A 19,475-nucleotide genomic window follows, 5' to 3' on the forward strand; every position below is an offset into this window, starting at 1 on the left:
ATCACCCACCGCATCACGGCGTACATGAACACGCCCTCGCACGCGCCCGCGAGCACCCGCGACAGGTGGTATTCGACGCCCAGCGCCGTCAACCCGGCGCCCACACCCAGCAGGAACGCCGCGTAATTGACAGCAATCGCACCGATGTAAAGCACCAGCTGGCTTCCGACCGCGGCGTGGGAATGGAAGTTGAACGTCCGGTTCAGCACGAAGCTCAATCCGAACGCGCAGACGTAAGACGTCGTTATCGAGAGCCAGACCGGCCAGCCGGCCAGGCCGTGGAAAACGGTCAGCAGCCCCAGGTCGACGCCGAACGTGAACCCGTTGATGAGGCAGAAGCCGAGAAACGTCGGTGCCACGATCCGCGGCAAGCCCAGCGGCAGGACGCGCACGATCGCCCGGCAGAGGGCGCCGAATCGGTCAGCGGGCGTTCGGGAAGGGTCGGCGGCCACCCCGTCAGCGTTCCAGCGGGAGGTGACCGGAAGCCGTCCTGCAGGTGATCTTCTGGTGCGGCCCCTCCGCAGCATTGGGGGGTTAACCCCAGTGACTCCAGATTTCGAACTGATAACTTGGAGGAACACGAACGAGTGCGGGAGGTGACACGATGAGCTGGATCCTGCTGACCCTGGGGGTCGCGTTCGGTTCGGCCATCGTGCCGCTGATCAACGCCGAGGTGTTCCTGCTCGGGCTGTGCGCGAGCCAGCCCGGGCTGCACTGGCTGTGGCTCGGCGCGGCCGTGGCCGTGGGGCAGATCGCCGGGAAGCTGCTGTATTTCCTCGCCGCGCGCGGCACGATCAAGCTGCCGAAGGCGCTGCACGAGCGGCTCCACCGCGAGCGGCCGATGACGCCCCGGCGCGTGCGCTGGGAACTGCGGACCAAGCGGATGCGCGGCTGGATCGACCGGTTGCGCGAGCGCTGCCACCGGCACCCGCACTGGATGGCGGGCACCTACGGGGTGAGCTCGCTGGTGGGCCTGCCGCCGTTCATGGCGACGAGCGTGCTCGCCGGCGTGGTCCGGATGCGGCTCGCGACGTTCCTGACGGCGGGCCTGGCCGGAAGGTGGATCCGCTTCAGTTTGATAGCCGCTTCACCCGCGGTGTTCGCGGGTTGGCTGCACCACTGAGCAGAGCGGTCCATGCGGCGCGCGAGACGGTGAGCCGGCCGAGCTCAAGAGCTTTCCCGGAGCAGTGCTTGTGAGGCGTCTTCGGACAATGCCTTGCCCGAGGATCCGCGCCCCCTTCCTCGAACGGCGGCACCCGGGAAATGCTACGAAGACCCGGCATTTCCCGAATGAACGGCAACTGTAAGCGCATTGCCACACCGAAGCGCCGCAGACCCGGACGCGCTCCCGCCGATCGGCTCGCCGGGCTCAGCGGTCGGCGGCTTCCAGCTCCACGGCCTTCTTCATCGTCTCGCGGGCCCGCCGCCGGTCGCCTGCGATGTCGTACGCGTACGCCAGCTTGTACCAGGCGCGCCAGTTCTCCTGGTCCGCCTCGACCTCCGCGCGGCGGTCCTGGAACCACGCGTCGGCCGCGTCGCGGTCGACGCGGCCGGAGGGGCGGCGCGGCAGGTCCGAGACGTCCGGGAGCGCGCCCTCCTCGTCGAGCCGGCGGGACAGCCGCTGGATCTGCACGCCGTTGCGCCAGGTCACGACGACGATCCAGATGCCCAGCAGCGGCAGCAGCAGCACGCCGACCCCGAGCGCGATGCCCGCTCCGCTCCCCGACCGGAACAACGCGAACGCCCGGTCGGCGAGCAGGACCAGGTAGACGACCAGCGCCGCCGTCATCAGCAGCGCGATGTTGCGGGCCTTCACAGGTCGAGGACGTTTTCCAGCCCGACCGTCAGGCCGGGCCGCGCCACCACCGTGCGCACGCCGAGCAGCACGCCGGGCATGAACGACGTCCGGTCGAGCGAGTCGTGGCGGATGGTCAGGGTCTCCCCCTCGCCGCCGAACAGGATCTCCTCGTGCGCGACCAGGCCGGGCAGCCGGACCGAGTGCACCCGGACGTCCTCGACCGAAGCACCGCGGGCGCCGTCCAGCTCGGACGTCGTCGCGTCCGGCCCCGGCGCCACTCCGGCCTCCGCGCGCGCCGCGGCGATCATCCGGGCGGTGTGCGCGGCGGTGCCCGAAGGCGCGTCCGCCTTGCGGTTGTGGTGCAGTTCGATGATCTCCGCCGACGCGTAGAACTTCGCCGCCTGGGCCGCGAACCGCATGGCCAGAACCGCGCCGAGGGCGAAGTTCGGCGCGATCAGCACCCCCAACGACGGCTTCGGCTCCAGCAGGGCACGCAGCGAAGCCAGCCGCTCCTCGCTGAAGCCCGTCGTGCCGACGACCGCGTGGATGTCGTGCTCCACCAGGTACTTCAGGTTGTCCATGACGGCGTCGGGGTGGGTGAAGTCGACGACGACCTGGGCCTCGGCCAGCGCCGCGAAGTCGTCACCCGCGTCGAGCGCGGCGACGACCTTCATGTCCGCGGCACCTTCGACGGCGTTCACCACCGTCGCACCCATCCGGCCCCGGGCGCCCAGGACGCCGACGCGAATCGGAGTTTCGGTCATGACGCGATCACCTCGTGCAGGTCGTCGGGCAGGTCGTCGGCGTGAGCGTACGGCCCGACGACCGCCGCCGCCGAGACCCCGCCCGGCCGCGCGAACAAAGTGCGAGCGAGCGCACACACCTCGTCGGTGGTGACGGCGTCGATGCGGGCGATCGTGTCGTCGACGCCCAGGTAGTGGCCGTAGTTGAGCTCGCTCTTGCCGATCCGCGACATCCGCGACGACGTGTCCTCGAGCCCCAGCACGAGCCCGCCGCGCAGCTGGCCCTTGGCGCGGGCCACCTCGGCGTCGGTCAGGCCGTCGACGCCGACCTTGTCGAGGATCTCGCGGATGACCCCGGCGACGTCGCCGAGCTTCTCCGGCTGGCAGCCCGCGTACACGGCCATGTGCCCGGTGTCGGCGTAGCTCGCGACCGACGAGTACACCTGGTAGGCCAGCCCGCGCTGCTCGCGGATCTCCTGGAACAGCCGAGAGGACATGCCGCCGCCGAGCGCCGCGTTGAGCACCGACAGCGCGAAACGGCGCTCGTCGTGGCGCGACAGCGACCGCAGGCCGAGCATCACGTGCGCCTGCTCGGTGTCGTCGGTGTGCAGGGCGAGCTTCGGAACGGTCTTGATCCGGGCGCGGCCCTCACGCGGCGCGACCGGCGTCGCCGAGCCGTCGAGCTTGCCGCGCAACGCCTTGCGCACCAGGCGGAGCACCTGGCCGTGGTCGACGTTCCCGGCCACCGCCAGCACCATCCGCGGCAGCGCGTAGCGGCGCTTGTAGAAGGTGCGCAACGCCGACGGCGACATCCCGATGATCGACTTCTCGGTGCCCAGCACCGGGCGGCCCAGCGGGTGGTCGCCGAGGATGGCGGTCACGAACGTTTCGTGCAGCAGGTCCTCGGGGTCGTCGTCGCGCATCGAAATCTCTTCGAGGACGACGCTGCGTTCCATGTCCATGTCGCGGTCGGTGCAGAGCGCCTCGAACACGACGTCGGTGACCAGGTCCACGGCGAGCGGGAGGTCGGCGTCGAGCACCTGCGCGTAGTAGCAGGTGTGCTCCTTCGCTGTGAAGGCGTTGAACTCGCCGCCGACGGCGTCGATCTCTTCGGCGATCTGCGTGGCGTCGCGGTTCTTCGTGCCCTTGAACAGCAGGTGCTCGAGGTAGTGCGCGGCGCCGGCCACGGCGGCCGGCTCGTCGCGGGAGCCGATGCCGACCCACAGCCCGACCGTGGCCGAGCGGGACGCCGGGACGTGCTCGGTGATCACGCGCAGCCCGCCGGGCAGGACACTGCGCTTGACGACCGCACCGTCCGGGGTGGACTCGAGCGTGCGGGTGGTGCCGACGGGCTGCTCGTGCCCGGAAACCTGCCGTGCCATGGGTTCCTTACTCACGAATGCCGTGAAGGCCTCCTTACCGGCCATAGACGCCGGTAAGGAGGCCTTCACGGACCAACGAGCTGTCTTACTTGGCGTCGGCCTTCTCGGCGTCGGCGGCAGGAGCGTCACCCTCGGCAGCCGGGGCCTCGTCCTCCTTGACGACGATCAGGCTGATCTTGCCGCGGTTGTCGATGTCGGCGATCTCGACGCGGAGCTTGTCGCCCACGTTGACGACGTCCTCGACCTTGGCGATCCGCTTGCCGTTGCCCAGCTTCGAGATGTGCACCAGGCCGTCCTTGCCCGGCAGCAGCGAGACGAACGCGCCGAACGCGGCCGTCTTCACCACGGTGCCGAGGAAGCGCTCGCCGACCTTGGGCAGCTGCGGGTTGGCGATGGCGTTGATCAGGTCGATCGCCGCCTCCGCCGACGGGCCGTCGGCCGCGCCCACGTAGATCGTGCCGTCGTCCTCGATGGAGATGTCGGCACCGGTCTGCTCGGTGATCGAGTTGATCATCTTGCCCTTCGGGCCGATGACCTCGCCGATCTTGTCCACCGGGATCTTCACGCTGGTGACGCGCGGCGAGTACGGGCTCATCTCGTCCGGGCCGTCGATCGCCTCGGCGATGACCTCCAGGATGGTGAGACGGGCGTCCTTCGCCTGCTTCAGCGCGGCGGCGAGCACCTCGGAGGGGATGCCGTCGAGCTTCGTGTCCAGCTGCAGGGCGGTGATGATGTCCTTGGTGCCGGCGACCTTGAAGTCCATGTCGCCCATGGCGTCCTCGGCACCGAGGATGTCGGTCAGCGCGACGTAGCGGGTCTCGCCGTCGACCTCGTCGGAGATGAGGCCCATCGCGATGCCCGCGACCGGCGCCTTCAGCGGCACGCCGGCGTTGTACAGGCCCATCGTGGACGCGCAGACCGAGCCCATCGAGGTCGAGCCGTTGGAGCCCAGCGCCTCGGAGACCTGGCGGATCGCGTACGGGAACTCGTCGCGCTTCGGCAGCACCGGCACGAGGGCGCGCTCGGCGAGCATGCCGTGGCCGATCTCGCGCCGCTTCGGCGAACCGACGCGGCCGGTCTCGCCGGTGGAGAACGGCGGGAAGTTGTAGTGGTGCATGTAGCGCTTGTGCGTCTCCGGGGACAGCGAGTCGATCTGCTGCTCCAGGCGAAGCATGTTCAGCGTGGTGACGCCCAGGATCTGGGTTTCGCCGCGCTCGAACAGCGCCGAACCGTGCGCCCGCGGGATCACGGCGACCTCGGCCGCGAGCGACCGGATGTCGGTGAGGCCACGGCCGTCCATGCGGATCTTGTCCGTGAGGACGCGCTTGCGCATGACCTTCTTGGACAGCGCCTTGAACGCGGCGCCGATCTCCTTCTCGCGGCCCTCGAAGGCTTCGCCCTCGCCGATGCCGACCTTCTCCAGGACGGCGGCCTTGACCTGGTCGGTCGCGGCGTCGCGGTCCTGCTTGCCGGCGATCTGCAGCGCGTTCGCCAGGTCGTCGGTCGCGATCGCGGCGACGGCGTCGTAGGCGTCCTGCTCGTAGGGCAGGAAGACCGGGAACTCGCCGGTCGGCTTGGCGGCCACGTCGGCCAGCTTCTGCTGGGCCTCGCACAGCACCTTGATGAACGGCTTGGCGGCCTCGAGGCCCTCGGCGACCGAGACCTCGTCCGGCGCCTTGGCGCCTTCGGCGATCAGGTCGAGCGTGTGCTCGGTGCCCTCGGCCTCGACCATCATGATCGCGACGTCGTCACCGACGATACGACCGGCGACGACCATGTTGAAGGTGGCCTTCTCGAGCTGCGACCAGGTCGGGAACGCGACCCACTGGTCCTCGATCAGGGCGACGCGCACGCCGCCGACCGGGCCCGAGAACGGCAGGCCGGCGATCTGGGTCGACGCCGACGCGGCGTTGATCGCCAGCACGTCGTACGGGTCGTCCGGGTTGAGGCTCTGGACGGTGATGACGACCTGGATCTCGTTGCGGAGACCGTCGGTGAACGACGGGCGCAGCGGCCGGTCGATCAGGCGGCAGGTCAGGATCGCGTCGGTCGAGGGACGGCCCTCGCGGCGGAAGAACGCGCCGGGGATGCGGCCGGCCGCGTACATGCGCTCCTCGACGTCCACCGTCAGGGGGAAGAAGTCGAAGTGGTCCTTCGGGTGCTTCGACGCCGTGGTCGCCGAGAGCAGCATGGTCTCTTCGTCGAGGTAAGCCACGACGGCGCCGGCGGCCTGTTTGGCCAGGCGGCCCGTCTCGAAGCGGACGGTGCGGGTGCCGAACCGGCCGTTGTCGATGACGGCTTCGGTCTCGTGCACGGTGACTCCGGTGGAGTCGGTCATAGGGTGTTTCTCCTCTTTAGTTCCTTCTATACGGCGCGAGTCTCCCACCCTGGGACCCGTTTCGCTGAGGACGCTCGAGGAGTGATGCCGGTCTTCGATCGAAGCCCCCGGGACTCTTCCCGGAAGCCACTACCGAGGACCGGCGGACGGTCCCTCGTGCGCGCTCGCGCCGCTCTTCTCTTAAACCGAAGGGGAGCGACCGGCGGCCACTCCCCTTCGGGTTCAAGCTATCGACGCAGGCCGAGGCGCTGGATCAGCGCACGGTAACGCTCGATGTCCACCTTCATCACGTAGTTCAGCAGCCGGCGGCGACGGCCGACCAGCAGCAGGAGCCCGCGACGCGAGTGGTGGTCGTGCTTGTGAGCCTTGAGGTGCTCGGTGAGGCCGACGATCCGCTTGGTCAGCAGCGCGACCTGGGCCTCGGGGGATCCCGTGTCCGAGTCGTGCACGCCGTACTCGGCCAGGATCGACTTCTTCTCTTCGGTGGACAGCGCCACTTGTGTTGCTCCTCGAAATAATCAGTGCCGTGCGGCCCCGGACGCGGAATGAACGCCGGGAAGACGGTCACGGCCGCCACGGACTGCAGCCGGACCCGACTCTGACGTTACCATTCTGGTCACGTGCGCCTCTGAGCAGGGCCTTCAGGCCCGGCCCAGCTCGAACGCCCGGGCCACCCGGTAACAACGCCCGCCCGGTTCGCGCTCGCTGGTCATCAGCACCACCCGCGTGGCCGTCCACCTGCGGCTGCGAAACCCCGACAACGCCTTGGTCCAACGCCCGGCGAGCCCCGGTTCTTCCCGGGGGAACCGCGCCAGCGTCAGGTGGGGCACGTACGGCCTCGCCTCGGCGCCGGCCCCCGCGGCGTGCGCGAGCGGCGTCAGCTCTCTTCCGGCGGCAGTCAACCACAGCACCCCGGGGAACGTCGCGGCCTTTTCCAGCCGGACGTCGGCGCCCGCCCGCCCGGCCAGCCGCTCCGCCAGCCAGGCGGCCCGGGTGTCCAGGTCGTCCGCCCCGTAGTAGGCGAGGGTGACATGCCAGCGCTCCGGCGGCTCCCAGCGCAGGCCGTCCCCTGGCTCACCGAGAGCGCCCAGGGCTCCGGTGACCGCTTCGACGACGTCGTCCGGCGGGACCAGCGCGCTGAACAGGACCGGCATCAGGCGCCGTTGCCCGCCCGGCGCAGCAGGTCGGCGATGGCCGGGAACTCGTCGTCGAGCCGCTTGGCGGCTTCGCCCAGGTCCTCGTCCTCGGCCAGGTCGCGCAGGTAGGCGAGGACCTTCTGGTCTTCGTTGACGACCGGGATGTTGTCGCGGCCGACGGTGGGCCGGGAGTCGCGGACGTCCTCCATCGCGGCCAGCATCGCGTCGCGGTTGCCGGCGGCGACCTCGGGCACCAGGATCTTGCGCTCGAGCATGATCATCCTGGCCAGCACGACCGGGTTGCCGATCTTCGCCCGCCGCCCGCTCATCACCTGGCTGAGCATGGGGGCACTGATCCCGAGGACCTCGGCCAAGAACGCCTGCGAAACGTCGAACGCCACGACGAGGCGGCGCACCCGGTCACCGAGCGGCTCCCCGTACCACTCGCGCTGCAACGCGATGTTCCGCTGGACGATCTTGTGGTCCTCCACCAGTTCCGCTCCCCTAAACCGCTTCGCGTGCTGCCTGCGCGCACACCGTCCGTGAGCATCTTGCCATCGCTGCCACGTGCGTGAACGCGAAATCGCCTATTCGTCCCCGGTCGGGGCGTCCGGGGGCACCGCCAGTGCCTTTCTCGTCTCGACGACGTCGTCGTCGATCTGCGCGACCAGCCCGGCCGAGTCGGCGAACCGCACCTGGGCACGCAGCCGCGTCACGAAGTCGATCGCCACGTGCTGGCCGTAGAAGTCCTCGTCGACGTCGAGGACGAACGCCTCGACGGTCCGCTCGCGGCCGGAGAAGGTCGGGTTCGTGCCCACCGAGACCGCGGCCCGCAACCGGCGCGCCGGGTCGGCCGAGCGGGTGAACCACGCGCTGTAGACGCCGTCGGCCGGGACGGCGGCGAAGCGCGGCGTCGACAGGTTCGCCGTCGGGTAGCCGAGCTCGTGGCCCCGGCCGTCGCCGCGGACGACGATGCCCTCCAGGCGGTGCGGGCGGCCGAGCGCCTCGGCCGCGGCGACGACGTCCCCGGCGTCGATGCACGACCGGACGTACGTGCTCGAGAACGTGATCGCCGACTGGTCCTCTTCGGACAGTTCCTTGCCCTGCAGTTCGGCGCCGTAGGCGGCGAAGCCGAACCGGCGGCCGAGGGTGCGCAGCAGCGCGACGTCACCGGCGGCCTTGGCGCCGAAGGTGAAGTTGTCGCCGACGATCACCGCGGCCGCGTGCAGCCGGTCGACGAGCACCTCGTGCACGAACTCCTCCGGCAGCAGCCGGGACAGCTCCAGGGTGAAGGGCAGCACGCAGAAGACGTCGACGCCGAGGCCCTCGACGATCTCCGCCTTGCGCCGCAACGTGGTCAGCTGCGCCGGGTGGCTGCCGGGACGCAGCACCTCCGACGGGTGCGGGTCGAACGTCAGCATGACGCTCGGCAGCCCGCGTTCGGCCGCCGCGGCCACGGTCCGGCTGACCAGCTCCTGGTGCCCGCGGTGCACACCGTCGAACACGCCGATGGTGACCACGCACCGGCCCCAGCCGCCGGGGAGGTCCCCCAGCCCACGCCACCGCAGCACGTCCGACTCCCGTCTCTCATCCGCCACCCTAGGCGGGCAGCAACACGACCACTGCGCGGGACACGCCTTCTTCGTCGGCGGCCAGGGCGAGCACCCGGCCGTCGGGTCCGAAGAGCCCGTAGGTGCCCTCGAGTCCGGCGGCCGGGATGCGCTGGCCGTGCCGGACCGCTTTCGCCGACGCGGCGTCGAGGTCGCGCCGCGGGAAGGCCGCGGCGACCGCGGCGTCGAGGTCCAGGCTCAGCTCGGGCTGCTCCTCGAGCCGGTCGAGGGTTTTCGCCTTCGCCAGTGTGAACGGGCCGACCGTGGTGCGCCGGAGGGCCTTGAGGTGCCCGCCGACGCCGAGGTCCGCGCCGAGGTCGCGGGCCAGCGCGCGGACGTAGGTGCCGGACGAGCACTCCACGACGGCGTCGACCTCGACGTGGTCCTCCTCGTGGCGGACGGCGAGGACGTCGAAGCGGTAGACGGTGACCGGGCGCGGCGGGAGGACGACGTCCTCGCCGGCGCGGACGCGGGCGTACGCGCGCTTGCCGTCGATCTTGACGGCGCTCACCGCGCTGGGCACCTGCTGGATGTCGCCGGTCAGCTTGGCCACGCCCCGGGCGATGGCGTCGTCGGTGACCCCTCGGGTGGCCGCCGTCGCGAGGACCTCGCCCTCGGCGTCGTCGGTCGTGGTGCTGCTGCCGAGGCTCAGGGTGGCCAGGTAGGTCTTGCGGTCCAGCGCCAGGTGGCCGAGCAGCTTGGTGGCGCGCTCGATGCCGAGCACCAGCACGCCGGTCGCCATCGGGTCGAGCGTGCCGGCGTGCCCGACCTTGCGGGTGCCCATGATCCGGCGGGCACGGGCGACGACGTCGTGCGACGTCATGCCGGCGGGCTTGTCGACGATCACGAGACCGGGCGGCGGGGCGGGACGGCGGGGCGGTTTGGGGCTCGACACGCGGCAAACCCTAGCGGCCGCCGGTCGTGGTTCGATCAGGCCGCTCAGGCGGCGACGATCGGCGTCTCGGGTAAGGCGGCGTCCCAGCGGCGGCGCGTGATGCGCACCGGCAGTTCCTCGCCGCGGGCTTCGGCGAGGAACAGCTGGGCGCGCGTCCGGCGCCACCACACGAGCATCCGGGACGTGCCCAGCGCCAGGATCGCGACGATCGCCAGCAGCGAGATCCGGAAGCTCCCGCCGGTCCACTGCAGCAGCACGCCGACGGCGAGCGCGGCGATGGTCGTCGCGACGAAGCCACCGACGTTGACCACGCCGGTCGCCGTGCCGACGCGGCTGAGCGGGTTGTAGTCGCGGGCGAGGGCGAAGCCGATCATCGACGCCGGGCCGCCGAGGGCGAGGAAGGCGAACGCGGGCACCAGCACCGCCACCGGCACCTGCCCTGGCCAGCTCAGCAGCACCGCCCAGATCAGCGCGGCGCCGCCGATGTACCCGCCGACCAGCGGCATCCGCAGCGACGGGTGCCGGCCGATCACGCCGCCCAGCAGCGGGCCGCCGGCCATCGAGCCGAAGACGAAGACGGTGAGCAGTGCGCTCGCGGTGGCCATCGACTGTCCCTGGCCCTGCACCAGCCAGGGCACGCCCCACAGCAGCGTCAGGGCGTTGGGGGCGAACATCGTGCTGAAGTGGACCCAGAAGCCCAGGCGCGTCCCCGGCGTCCGCCACGCCTCGGCGACCTGGTGGGCGAGTTCGCGCGGGCGAACGGCTTCGCGGACCGGCGGCTGCTCTCCGGCGGGGACGTCGCGGACCCGGAGCGTCACGACCAGGGTGTAGAGCACCGTGATGGCGCCGACCGCGAGGAAGGTGGGGGTCCAGCCGGCGCTGCGGAGCACCAGCGAGAGCGGGACGGTCGCGGCGAGGTTGCCGATGTAGCCGACGGCCGCGGTGAACGACGTCAGCAGCGCGTACTGGCGGCCCGGGAAGTGGGCCGCGACCAGGCGCAGCACGCTGACGAAGGTGAGCGCGTCGCCGAGGCCGAGCACGCCGCGGGCGAGCAGGCCGAGGCCGTAGGAGTGGGCGACGCCGAGGAGGAGCTGGCCGGCGCCGAGCACCAGCACCGCGACGGTGAGGACGCGGCGGGGGCCGTAGCGGTCGACCAGGACGCCGGTCGGGATCTGCATCGCGGCGTAGACGCCGACCTGGAGCACGGTGAACGTCCCGAGCGCGGCCGCGCCGACGCCGAAGCGCTCGGCCGCCTGCAGCCCGGCGACGCCGAAGGAGGTGCGGTGGAAGACCGCGAGGAGGTAGACGGTGACGGCGGCGAGCCAGACGAGCCAGGACCGGGCGGTGGCGCGGCCGGTGGCGGGCGGCACAAGTTCCTCCAGGGATTCGGCGTTCGGGGCGTGCGGACGCCTGCGCTGCCGTCCTTACTACTTGTAGCGCCTAAGCAACGACGAAACATAGCTGTTATCCCGGTGGCGTTCACCACATGGTTGTATCTGAATGTTCTTCACATTCGGGGGTGGTTTCGTGACCGGACTGCACGGGGCGCACGCGGTGATCACGGGCGGATCCAGCGGGATCGGCCTGGCGACGGCGGCCGCGCTGGCCGCGCGCGGCGCCTCGGTGTCCCTGGTGGCGCGGGACGAATCGCGGCTCCGGAAGGCCTCGGTGTCGCTGAAGTCACGCGGTGCCTCGGTCCGGACCGCCGTCGCCGACGTCTCGTCGCAGGCCGAAGTCGAAGAAGCGTTCTCGGCGCTGGAGGCGTCCGCGGGGCCGTGCGACGTGCTGGTGACCTGCGCCGGCCAGGCGCGTCCGGGCGAATTCCTGGAGCTGGACGACGAGGTCTTCCGGCGGATGGTGGAGGTTGACTACTTCGGGACGCTGCACGCGGTGCGGGCGGTGGCGCCGTCGATGGTCCGGCGGCGGAGCGGCTCGATCGTCGCGATCTCGTCGGCGGCCGCGGTGCTGGGGATCTACGGGTACACGGCGTACGCGCCGGCGAAGTTCGCGGTGCGGGGGCTGATGGAGGCGTTGCGGGACGAGCTGAACCCGGCCGGGGTGCACGTCGCGTGCGTGTACCCACCGGACGTCGACACGCCGCAGCCGGCGGAGGAGAACCGCTGGAAGCCGGCGGAGACGGCGGCGATCAGCGGGGCGATCCGCCCGATGGCGGCCGAGGCCGTGGCGTCGGCGATCGTCCGGGCGGTGGAGCGGGAGCGGTACGCGGTGTACCCGGACCGGTCGGTGGCCCTGCTCGCGGCTTTGGGCCCGCTGGCGGCCCCGTTCCTGCGCCGGATGGTGGACCGCCGGGTCCGCCACGCCCGCCGAGCCCGAGCGTAACCGGGCTTCTCGCGTGATCAGAGAGGCATCGCACGTGATTCGAGGGGCATCACGCGTGATTGAAGGGGCATCACGCCGATGCCCGCCCAAACACGGGTGATGCCTGCTCAATCACGCGTGATGCCTTTTGGCACACGGTCAAGCCGGGCGGATGGCGCCGGTGATCGCCCAGTTTCCGGAGCGCCAGCGGACCAGCACGAAAGCCAGGCGGAGGACCATGAAGAGCGACAGGCCGGTCCAGATGCCCGTCAGGCCCCAGCCGAAGCCCAACGACGCCCAGATCAGCGGCAGGAACCCGAGCGCCGCGCTGCCGAGGGTCGCGTTGCGGAGGAACGCCGCGTCGCCCGCTCCCAGCAGGACCCCGTCCAGCGCGAACACCACCCCCGCGATCGGCTGCAGCGCCACGAAGAACCACCACGCGTGCGGGATCTCCGCCAACACCCCCGGGTCGGACGTGAACGCGTGCGGCAGCACCCACGACAGCGCCGCGAACAGCACGCACAGGAAGCACCCCAGCAGCAGCCCGTACCCGGTGATCTGTGCCGCCACCCCGCGCGCCTGCCGCGCCGAGTTCGCCCCCAGCGCCGCCCCCACCAGGGACTGCGCCGCGATCGCCACCGAGTCCAGCACCAGCGCCAGGAACGTCCACAGCTGCAGCACCACCTGGTGCGCGCCCACCGCCTCGGTCGACGTCCGGGCCGCGACGGCCGCCGCCGAGATGAAGCACGCCTGGAACGCCAGGCTGCGCAGCACCAGGTCGCGGCCGAGGCCGAGCTGCGCGCGCATCACCTTGAAGTCCGGCCGCAGGCCCACCTTCTCGCGCACCAGCGCCCCGAAGAACAGCGCCGCCGAGATCACCTGCGCGACGACGTTCGCGATCGCCGAGCCCTCCAGCCCCAGCCCGGCCCAGTAGACCAGCACCGGGCAGAGCACGGCCGAGATCCCGTTGCCCGCCAGGACGTACCGCAACGGCTTCGCGGCGTCCTGCACCCCGCGCATCCAGCCGTTGCCGGCCATGGTGACCAGGATCAGCGGCGCCCCGAACAGCGCGATCCGCACCCACGACACCGCCGCGCCGGCGATCTCGTCGCTGCCCGAGAGCACCCGCGCGATCGGCCAGGCCAGCAGCTGCCCGGCGACCAGCACGAAGAGCCCGACGAACACCGCCAGCCACGTCGCCTGCACGCCCTCGCGGACCGCGTCGGCCCGGCGGCCGGCACCGTGCAGCCGGGCGGTGCGCGACGTCGTGCCGTACGAAAGGAACGTCAGCTGGCTCGACACCTGGGCCAGCACCACGCCGCCGAGCGCGAGCCCGGCCAGCGGCAGCGCGCCCAGGTGGCCGACCACCGCGGTGTCGACCAGCACGTACAACGGCTCGGCCGCCAGCACCCCCAGCGCGGGCACGGCCAGGCCGAGCACGCGCTTCGCCGGGATCCGCTCCGCTTCCTCCACGTTCACCACGAACCGGACTCTAACCGCCGCCCCCGACAGTTCCGGCCGGCGGGAACGCGGGAACTTTCCCACCGCGCCGCCCGACGCCCGACGCCCGAGCCGAACGTAGTGAATGACTCATTCACGTCGCCCGGCGACATGAATGAGTCATTCACGTCGTCGGGGCGAAGGCGCTAGAGCAGCGGCGCCCGCTCCAGCGCCTCCCGCAACCCGGCCACGACGTCCTCGGCACTGCCCTCGATCGTGCAGCCCGCGGCCTGCCGGTGCCCGCCGCCGCCGAACTCCGCCGCCACCGCCGAGACGTCGATCCCGATGGAGCGCAACGAGATCTGCCACTGCGCCGGGTTCGCCAAGTCCTGTTTGAGCACCGCCGCCACCGCCGCCTCGCGCACCGAACGGACGACGTCGATCACCGACTCGACCTCTTCGGCGCGCACCGTCCGCGCCGCGTCGACGCGGACCACCGCGTGCACGAAACCCCGGCCCTGCGCGGCTTCCGGCTCCAGCTCGGCCTCGCGCAGCACGGACGACAGCATCGGCAGCCACGTGAACGGCCGCTCGTCGACGATCCGCCGCACCACCGCTTCGGCGTCGACGCCCGCCTCCAGCAGCCGCGCCGCCATCCGGTGCGTCTCCGGGCTCGCCCGGCGGAACCCGCTCGTGTCGGTGACGATCCCCGCGTAGATCCCGCGCGCGATCGGCTCGTCCGGCTCGACGCCCATCGCGTCGAGGATCCGGAACACGAGGATCGCGCTGGCTTCGGCGGTTTCGTCGACCACGTTGCAGCCGCCGTAGAACGTGTTGGTCGCGTGGTGGTCGATCACCAGCACCGAGCCGGCGAGCTCGACACGCCCGGCGAGCCGGCCCAGCCGCTTCGGCACCGGCGTGTCGACGCAGACCAGCAGGGCCTCGGTGTCCGGCAGGTCGTCCGGGTGCGTCAGCAGGCCGTCCTCGTCGAGCCACCGCAGCGACTCCGGCGCCTCGTCGGGCTCACCGAAGGAGACGCGCACCTTCGCGCCGCGCAGGTGCAGCGCCCGGCCGAGGGCGAGCGCACTGCCGAGGGCGTCCGCGTCCGGGCGGACGTGGCCGAGCACCGTCACGTCGGTGGCCGACGCGAGCAGCGCGGCCGCGTCCCGGATGTCCTGCGCCAAAGTAGGGGTCACGGTGCGTCACGCTACGCTCTGCGGGATGCCTGAGTACGTGATCCTGGTCCACCCGTCCGCCAATCGGGTCTACGCCGCCTCCTCCCCCGCGCTGCTGCGCGCCGAGCTGGCGGTCTTCGGCGCGGCGCTGTCGGCCGAGCTGTCCGGGATCGAGGAGATCGAGCTCGGCGGCGTCGGCTACGTGCGCTTCACCAGTTCGGCGCCCCTCGGCGAGGGCGACCTCGCGCTGCTGTCGAACCTGTCGTCGCTGTACGCCCTGTTCGAGCTGGGTGACGGCGTCCTGCGCCCGGTCACCGTGACGCCGCTGGCGAAGGCCGACTCGGACCTGCTGACCATCCAGAAGTACGCCGGCAAGACCAACGAGTCGTTCACGAAGCTCCTGCTGAACGTCACGCTGCTGGCGACCGCGGATCCGTTCTCGGACAAGCCCAAGTACCTGCTCGACCCGCTGTGCGGCCGCGGCACCACGCTCAACCAGGCGATCATGTACGGCCTGCACGCCACCGGCCTCGACGTCGACGCCAAGGACTTCGAGGCCTACGAGGCGTTCATCAAGACGTGGCTGCGGAACAAGCGCGTCAAGCACACCGCCGAGTCGGGACAGCTGCGGCGCAACAAGGTCCGGCTCGGGCGCCGGCTCGACATCGAGTACGCGCTGAGCAAGGAAGACTACAAAGCCGGCGAGACCCGCAAGCTGACCTACTTCCAGGCCGACACGCTGACCACCGACGAGGTGCTGCGGGCGAACTCGTGCGACGTGATCGTCACCGACGCGCCGTACGGCGTGCAGCACGGCAGCCACCGCGAAGCCGGCCTGCAGCGCAGCCCGCGCGACCTGCTCGCGGCGGCCGTCCCGGTGTGGACGCGCGTGCTGCGGCCCGGCGGCGCGCTCGGCATCTCGTGGAACACCACCGTGCTGCCGCGCGAGGAACTGGTCGCGGTGCTGCGCAAGGCCGGGCTCGACGTCCGGGAAGGCGGGCCGTGGGCGGAGTTCACCCACCGGGTGGACCAGGCCATCCTGCGTGACCTGGTCGTCGCCGTGAAGCCCGCTTCCTGAGTCGACAAAGCGCTACTGGGTGAGCTCCCCCTGCACGGGCGCCTGCCCGTTCTCTTCCGGTGCCCCGGTGGGCGCCGGCGGCGGCGTGGTCAGGCCGCGCTTCACCGAGTCCAGAATGGACAGTCCCTGCCCGACGAGCCCCGCGGCCATCTCGCCCAGGCCGTCGGCGCCGTTGAGGATGTTGACGTTGGCGCCGGCCAGGCCGCGCCCGGCCTCCTTGACGATCTGCGGCAGCTGGTCGATGAGCATCCGGTCGAGCGCGACCCGGTTGTTCGACGCGGCCGCCTCCGCCTGAACGCGCATCTTCTCCGCGTCGGCCAGCGCCAGGATGCGGATCCGCTCGGCCTCCGCGTCGGCCGGCTTGATCACCTCGGCCACCAGCTGCTGCTGGCGCAGCTCGGCCTCGCGCTGGGCCAGCTCGGTCCGCGCGTCGATGACCTCCTGCTGAGCCTTCGCCTGCGCGAGCGGTCCGGCCTGGGCCGCCTCCGCCTGGGCCTTGTCGACCTCGGCGCGGTACTGCGCCTGCACGATCGACGTCTGCCGGGCGTACTCCGCCTGCGTCCGCTGCGACTTCTGCTCGGCCTCCGCCGCGGCCTGGTTCGCCACGGCCTGGGCGATCTGGGCGTCCCGCTGGATGGCGGCGTTGTGCGGCGCGGCCATCGCGGCGATGTAGCCGAGCTTCATGTCGTCGATCGACTGGATCTGCAGGGCGTCGACGGACAGGCCGATCTTCGCCATCTCCACCGCCGAGCCGTCCAGCACCTCGGTCGCGAGCTTCTGCCGCTCGGTGATGATCTCCTCGACGGTCATCGACCCGATGATCGAGCGCAGGTGACCGGAGAAGATGCGGCCGGTCAGCACGGACATCTGGTCCTGGTCGGAGAGGAACCGCTGGCCGGCGTTGACGATGCTCTCGGTGTCGTTGCCGACCTTGAACGCGATCACCGCCCGCACGGTCAGGGCGATGGCCTGTTTCGTGACGCACACTTCGGTCACTTCGGCCTCACACATGGAAAGCGTGAGGAACCGGACTTTCCGGAAGACCGGCATGACGAACGCGCCGTGGCCGGTGACGACCCGGAACGGTGACGTGCCCTTGCTGTTCTTGCCGCCCGAAATCAGCATCGCCTCATTGGGGGCCGGCACGCGATAACCGAACATCGATTGTCCTTCCGCGAGCACTAGGAAGTGGGTTCCGAGACGTCCCATGCCACGACGTCGACCGTGCGCCGTCCGCGGGTGTCGACGACCAGGACGGTCGTCCCCTTCGGCAGCTCCGTGTCGGACCAGGCCAGGAAGGTTTCCAAGCCACCCCTGATCCTGATCAGCACCTCCCCGGGACCACGCTGCCCGCGGGTTCCGACCAGGAGGACTCCGGTTCGGCCCGACGGCGACAGGTCGGAGTGCATGGGCCGGCCTCCCTCGGTGGGCCACCTCGACGCGGGGCACCCCCGCTCACCCCATTGTGCTCCCGGCGGGCGGGGTGGCGCGGCACTGTGAGGTTCCGATCAGGGGGCAACCGGACGGGCCGCCCGAGCGTGAGGAACCTGAGACGGGCGTCCGTTTGGCTATACTCCGGCCTGTGACGGTCGAGCAACGCCCCCTGCGCGCGGACGCCCGGCGCAACCGGGAGGCACTGGTCGCGGCCGCGCGCGAGGTGTTCCGCGCCAAGGGTGTCGACGCCCCGCTCGACGAGGTCGCGCGCCGCGCCGAGGTCGCGATCGGCACGCTCTACAACCGGTTCCCGACGCGGGCCGACCTCGTGGAGGCCGCGTTCCTGCCGACGCTCGAAGAAGCGAAGGCGGTCACCGAGGAAGCCCTCGCGTGCGACGACCCCTGGGACGGTTTCGTGCTCTTCCTCGAGCGGTCGGTCCTGATGCAGGTCGGCGACCGCGGCTTCACCGAAGTCTGCTCGCGAGCGTTCGACCCGTCGTCCGGTCTGGAGAAAGCCAAGCAGGCCAACGCTTCCCGGATGAACCGGATCATCACCCGGGCGCAGGAGGCCGGGGCGTTGCGGCCGGACTTCCGCGGCGAAGACCTGGCGATCGTGTTCGCCGCGGCGACGGCGACGCCCGGCTGGCGGCGCGCGCTCGGCATGGTCCTCGACGGGCTCCGCGCGCGATGACCTGGCTCGCGGACACCCGCACCTCGTACGACACGGTGGCGGAAAGCTACGCCGAGTTCGTGGCGGACGCGCTCGACAAGCACCCGCACATGCGGGCCGCGCTGACGCTGTTCGCGTCCCAGGTCGACGGGCCGGCGGTGGACGTCGGCTGCGGCCCGGGGCACTTCACGGCGTACCTGCACTCGCTCGGCGCCGACGCGGCCGGCATCGACCTTTCCCCGGCGATGATCGACCTGGCCCGCCGGTCCCACCCCGGACCGCGCTTCGAGGTCGGCTCGATGACGGACCTGCCGCTGCCCGACGCGTCGATGGCGGGCGTGCTGGCGTTCTGGTCCCTGATCCACGTCCCGGACGACGACGTCCCGGTGGCACTGGGGCACTTCCGGCGGGTGCTGCGGCCGGGCGGGCTGCTGGTGATCGGCTACCACGTCGGCGCGGGGACCCGGCTGAAGACGGAGGGGTACGGCGGGCACCCGATGCGGGTCCACATCCACCTCCGGCAACCGTGGTGGCTGGCGAAGCGGGTGCGGGCGGCGGGGTTCACCGTCGAGGCGGAGTGGGCGCTCGACCCGGAAAACAAGGTGTCGCAAGCGATCCTGTTCGCTCGCGCGTCAGCTTAGCCGCTGTCCCACGAACTTCAGCACGTCCGGCAGGATCCCGCGCCAGTACTCGTCCTTGTGCGCGCCGGGTGAAAACCGTGACACGGCAGGCGAAACCGCCTTCACCAGCTTGCGGTCCGCGCCCAGGAACGGATCCGACTCACCGCACCAGACGCCGAGCTGTGCGGCGCGCAGCTCGGCGGTGTGCAGCAACGGTTCCTCCGCACGCCAGTTGTCCTCGCCGGAGAACACCTTGCGGCTGCGGGCATCCGGCCAGCTGACGAACAGCGCCGCGCTCGCCGTGGCGACCGCCTTCAGGTCCGGGTGGGCGCGGGCGAAGCGCAACGCGCCGAAGCCGCCCATGGAAATGCCGAACACCGCCGAGGCCGGCCGCAGGTCGCGGCCCGCCAGCCAGCCGGGGACTTCGTCGGTGAGCATGCGCTGCGGGTCGTCGCCGGAACCGACGTCGACCCAGTAGTGGTCGCCGTCGACCGCGGCCACCGCGAACGGTGGGGTGCCGGCGCGGACCGCCGCCGTCAGCGCCGCGGGGACGCCCAGTTCGAGGAACGTCCGCGCGCGGGCGCCCCGGCCGTGCAGGGCCAGGCACACCGGCAGCCCCGACGACGGGACGCCTTCGGGGGTGATCAGGACCAGGTCGACGTCCGTGCCACGGGCGGCCGAGCGCATGCGCTGGACCGTCACCGGGTCGCGCAACGGGGACGGGCCGGTCGGCGCCGGCACCGCGGCCGGGCCGGGAGGCGGGCCGGACGGTGACGACGAGCAGCCCGCCAGCAGCGCCAGAGCGCTGCCGGCGAGCAGGCCGCGGCGGGAGAGCAC

General features: G+C 71.4%; 20 protein-coding genes and 1 pseudogene. 5 read left to right on the plus strand and 16 right to left on the minus strand.

From position 1 onward, the window contains the following. Positions 1–8 precede the first annotated feature (8 nt). Positions 9–527 (minus strand): annotated as a pseudogene (locus tag QRX60_RS48500) (GtrA family protein); the annotation flags it as partial. A 77-nt stretch (positions 528–604) separates the two neighbouring features. Here QRX60_RS48500 and QRX60_RS48505 point away from each other — a divergent pair. Beyond that, positions 605–1,123, plus strand: coding sequence for a YqaA family protein (locus tag QRX60_RS48505; protein WP_285998215.1), 519 nt, complete (start codon positions 605–607; stop codon positions 1,121–1,123). Positions 1,124–1,369: 246 nt separating this feature from the next. Here QRX60_RS48505 and QRX60_RS48510 read toward each other — a convergent pair whose 3' ends face one another. From QRX60_RS48510 to QRX60_RS48555, 10 genes are all read right to left on the minus strand, one after another. Next, the gene (locus QRX60_RS48510) at positions 1,370–1,816 is read right to left on the minus strand and encodes a tetratricopeptide repeat protein (protein WP_285998216.1); all 447 of its coding nucleotides are present in this window, start codon (positions 1,814–1,816) and stop codon (positions 1,370–1,372) included. Continuing rightward, the gene (gene dapB, locus QRX60_RS48515) at positions 1,813–2,562 is read right to left on the minus strand and encodes a 4-hydroxy-tetrahydrodipicolinate reductase (protein ID WP_285998217.1); all 750 of its coding nucleotides are present in this window, start codon (positions 2,560–2,562) and stop codon (positions 1,813–1,815) included. The genes QRX60_RS48510 and dapB overlap by 4 nt, the downstream gene beginning before the upstream one ends. Beyond that, positions 2,559–3,923, minus strand: a complete 1,365-nt coding sequence (locus QRX60_RS48520) for a M16 family metallopeptidase (protein WP_285998218.1) — start codon at positions 3,921–3,923, stop codon at positions 2,559–2,561. The genes dapB and QRX60_RS48520 overlap by 4 nt, the downstream gene beginning before the upstream one ends. Before the next feature lie 85 nt (positions 3,924–4,008). Then, positions 4,009–6,261: a polyribonucleotide nucleotidyltransferase gene (locus tag QRX60_RS48525; RefSeq protein WP_285998219.1), complete on the minus strand. Its 2,253-nt coding sequence runs from the start codon at positions 6,259–6,261 to the stop codon at positions 4,009–4,011. A 227-nt stretch (positions 6,262–6,488) separates the two neighbouring features. Next, positions 6,489–6,758 carry a 30S ribosomal protein S15 gene (gene rpsO / locus QRX60_RS48530; RefSeq protein ID WP_003084034.1) on the minus strand — a complete coding sequence of 90 codons (270 nt, stop codon included), beginning with the start codon at positions 6,756–6,758 and terminating at the stop codon, positions 6,489–6,491. Positions 6,759–6,902: 144 nt separating this feature from the next. Further along, positions 6,903–7,415: an RNA 2',3'-cyclic phosphodiesterase gene (gene thpR, locus QRX60_RS48535; protein ID WP_285998220.1), complete on the minus strand. Its 513-nt coding sequence runs from the start codon at positions 7,413–7,415 to the stop codon at positions 6,903–6,905. Next, positions 7,415–7,888, minus strand: a complete 474-nt coding sequence (locus QRX60_RS48540; protein WP_284749483.1) for a helix-turn-helix domain-containing protein — start codon at positions 7,886–7,888, stop codon at positions 7,415–7,417. The genes thpR and QRX60_RS48540 overlap by 1 nt, the downstream gene beginning before the upstream one ends. A 96-nt stretch (positions 7,889–7,984) precedes the next feature. Next, complete coding sequence (locus QRX60_RS48545; protein ID WP_285998221.1) at positions 7,985–8,968, minus strand: bifunctional riboflavin kinase/FAD synthetase; 984 nt, start codon at positions 8,966–8,968, stop codon at positions 7,985–7,987. A 28-nt stretch (positions 8,969–8,996) separates the two neighbouring features. Further along, positions 8,997–9,902, minus strand: a complete 906-nt coding sequence (truB, locus tag QRX60_RS48550; RefSeq protein ID WP_285998222.1) for a tRNA pseudouridine(55) synthase TruB — start codon at positions 9,900–9,902, stop codon at positions 8,997–8,999. A 44-nt stretch (positions 9,903–9,946) separates the two neighbouring features. Then, a complete protein-coding gene (locus tag QRX60_RS48555) occupies positions 9,947–11,272 on the minus strand; it encodes an MFS transporter (RefSeq protein ID WP_285998223.1) in 1,326 nt (441 codons plus the stop codon). 157 nt (positions 11,273–11,429) lie between these two features. Between QRX60_RS48555 and QRX60_RS48560 the strand changes: the two genes are divergently transcribed. After that, on the plus strand, positions 11,430–12,242 hold the full coding sequence (locus QRX60_RS48560) for an SDR family oxidoreductase (protein ID WP_285998224.1): 813 nt from the start codon (positions 11,430–11,432) through the stop codon (positions 12,240–12,242). A gap of 138 nt (positions 12,243–12,380) precedes the next feature. Here QRX60_RS48560 and QRX60_RS48565 read toward each other — a convergent pair whose 3' ends face one another. Next, positions 12,381–13,700 (minus strand): MATE family efflux transporter, encoded by a 1,320-nt coding sequence (locus tag QRX60_RS48565; RefSeq protein ID WP_286003857.1) that lies wholly within the window; start codon positions 13,698–13,700, stop codon positions 12,381–12,383. A 167-nt stretch (positions 13,701–13,867) separates the two neighbouring features. Beyond that, entirely contained in the window at positions 13,868–14,857 is a 990-nt protein-coding gene (locus QRX60_RS48570) for a DHH family phosphoesterase (RefSeq protein ID WP_285998225.1), read from the minus strand. A gap of 25 nt (positions 14,858–14,882) precedes the next feature. Between QRX60_RS48570 and QRX60_RS48575 the strand changes: the two genes are divergently transcribed. Further along, positions 14,883–15,914 (plus strand): TRM11 family SAM-dependent methyltransferase, encoded by a 1,032-nt coding sequence (locus QRX60_RS48575; RefSeq protein ID WP_285998226.1) that lies wholly within the window; start codon positions 14,883–14,885, stop codon positions 15,912–15,914. A gap of 12 nt (positions 15,915–15,926) precedes the next feature. Here the strand turns inward: QRX60_RS48575 and QRX60_RS48580 are convergent, their stop codons facing one another. Then, entirely contained in the window at positions 15,927–17,075 is a 1,149-nt protein-coding gene (locus tag QRX60_RS48580) for an SPFH domain-containing protein (RefSeq protein WP_285998227.1), read from the minus strand. Between the two features lie 20 nt (positions 17,076–17,095). Next, complete coding sequence (locus QRX60_RS48585) at positions 17,096–17,323, minus strand: hypothetical protein (RefSeq protein WP_285998228.1); 228 nt, start codon at positions 17,321–17,323, stop codon at positions 17,096–17,098. A gap of 173 nt (positions 17,324–17,496) precedes the next feature. Here QRX60_RS48585 and QRX60_RS48590 point away from each other — a divergent pair, with 173 nt between their 5' ends. Further along, the gene (locus tag QRX60_RS48590) at positions 17,497–18,039 is read left to right on the plus strand and encodes a TetR/AcrR family transcriptional regulator (protein ID WP_285998229.1); all 543 of its coding nucleotides are present in this window, start codon (positions 17,497–17,499) and stop codon (positions 18,037–18,039) included. Continuing rightward, positions 18,036–18,659, plus strand: a complete 624-nt coding sequence (locus QRX60_RS48595; RefSeq protein ID WP_285998230.1) for a class I SAM-dependent methyltransferase — start codon at positions 18,036–18,038, stop codon at positions 18,657–18,659. Before QRX60_RS48590 ends, QRX60_RS48595 begins: the two co-directional genes overlap by 4 nt. On the opposite strand, the gene QRX60_RS48600 is transcribed toward QRX60_RS48595, so the two are convergent. Continuing rightward, positions 18,651–19,475, minus strand: a complete 825-nt coding sequence (locus tag QRX60_RS48600; RefSeq protein WP_285998231.1) for an alpha/beta hydrolase — start codon at positions 19,473–19,475, stop codon at positions 18,651–18,653. The genes QRX60_RS48595 and QRX60_RS48600 overlap by 9 nt on opposite strands.

Origin of the sequence: Amycolatopsis mongoliensis, assembly GCF_030285665.1 — a bacterium.
In the GTDB taxonomy this organism is placed as follows: domain Bacteria; phylum Actinomycetota; class Actinomycetes; order Mycobacteriales; family Pseudonocardiaceae; genus Amycolatopsis; species Amycolatopsis mongoliensis.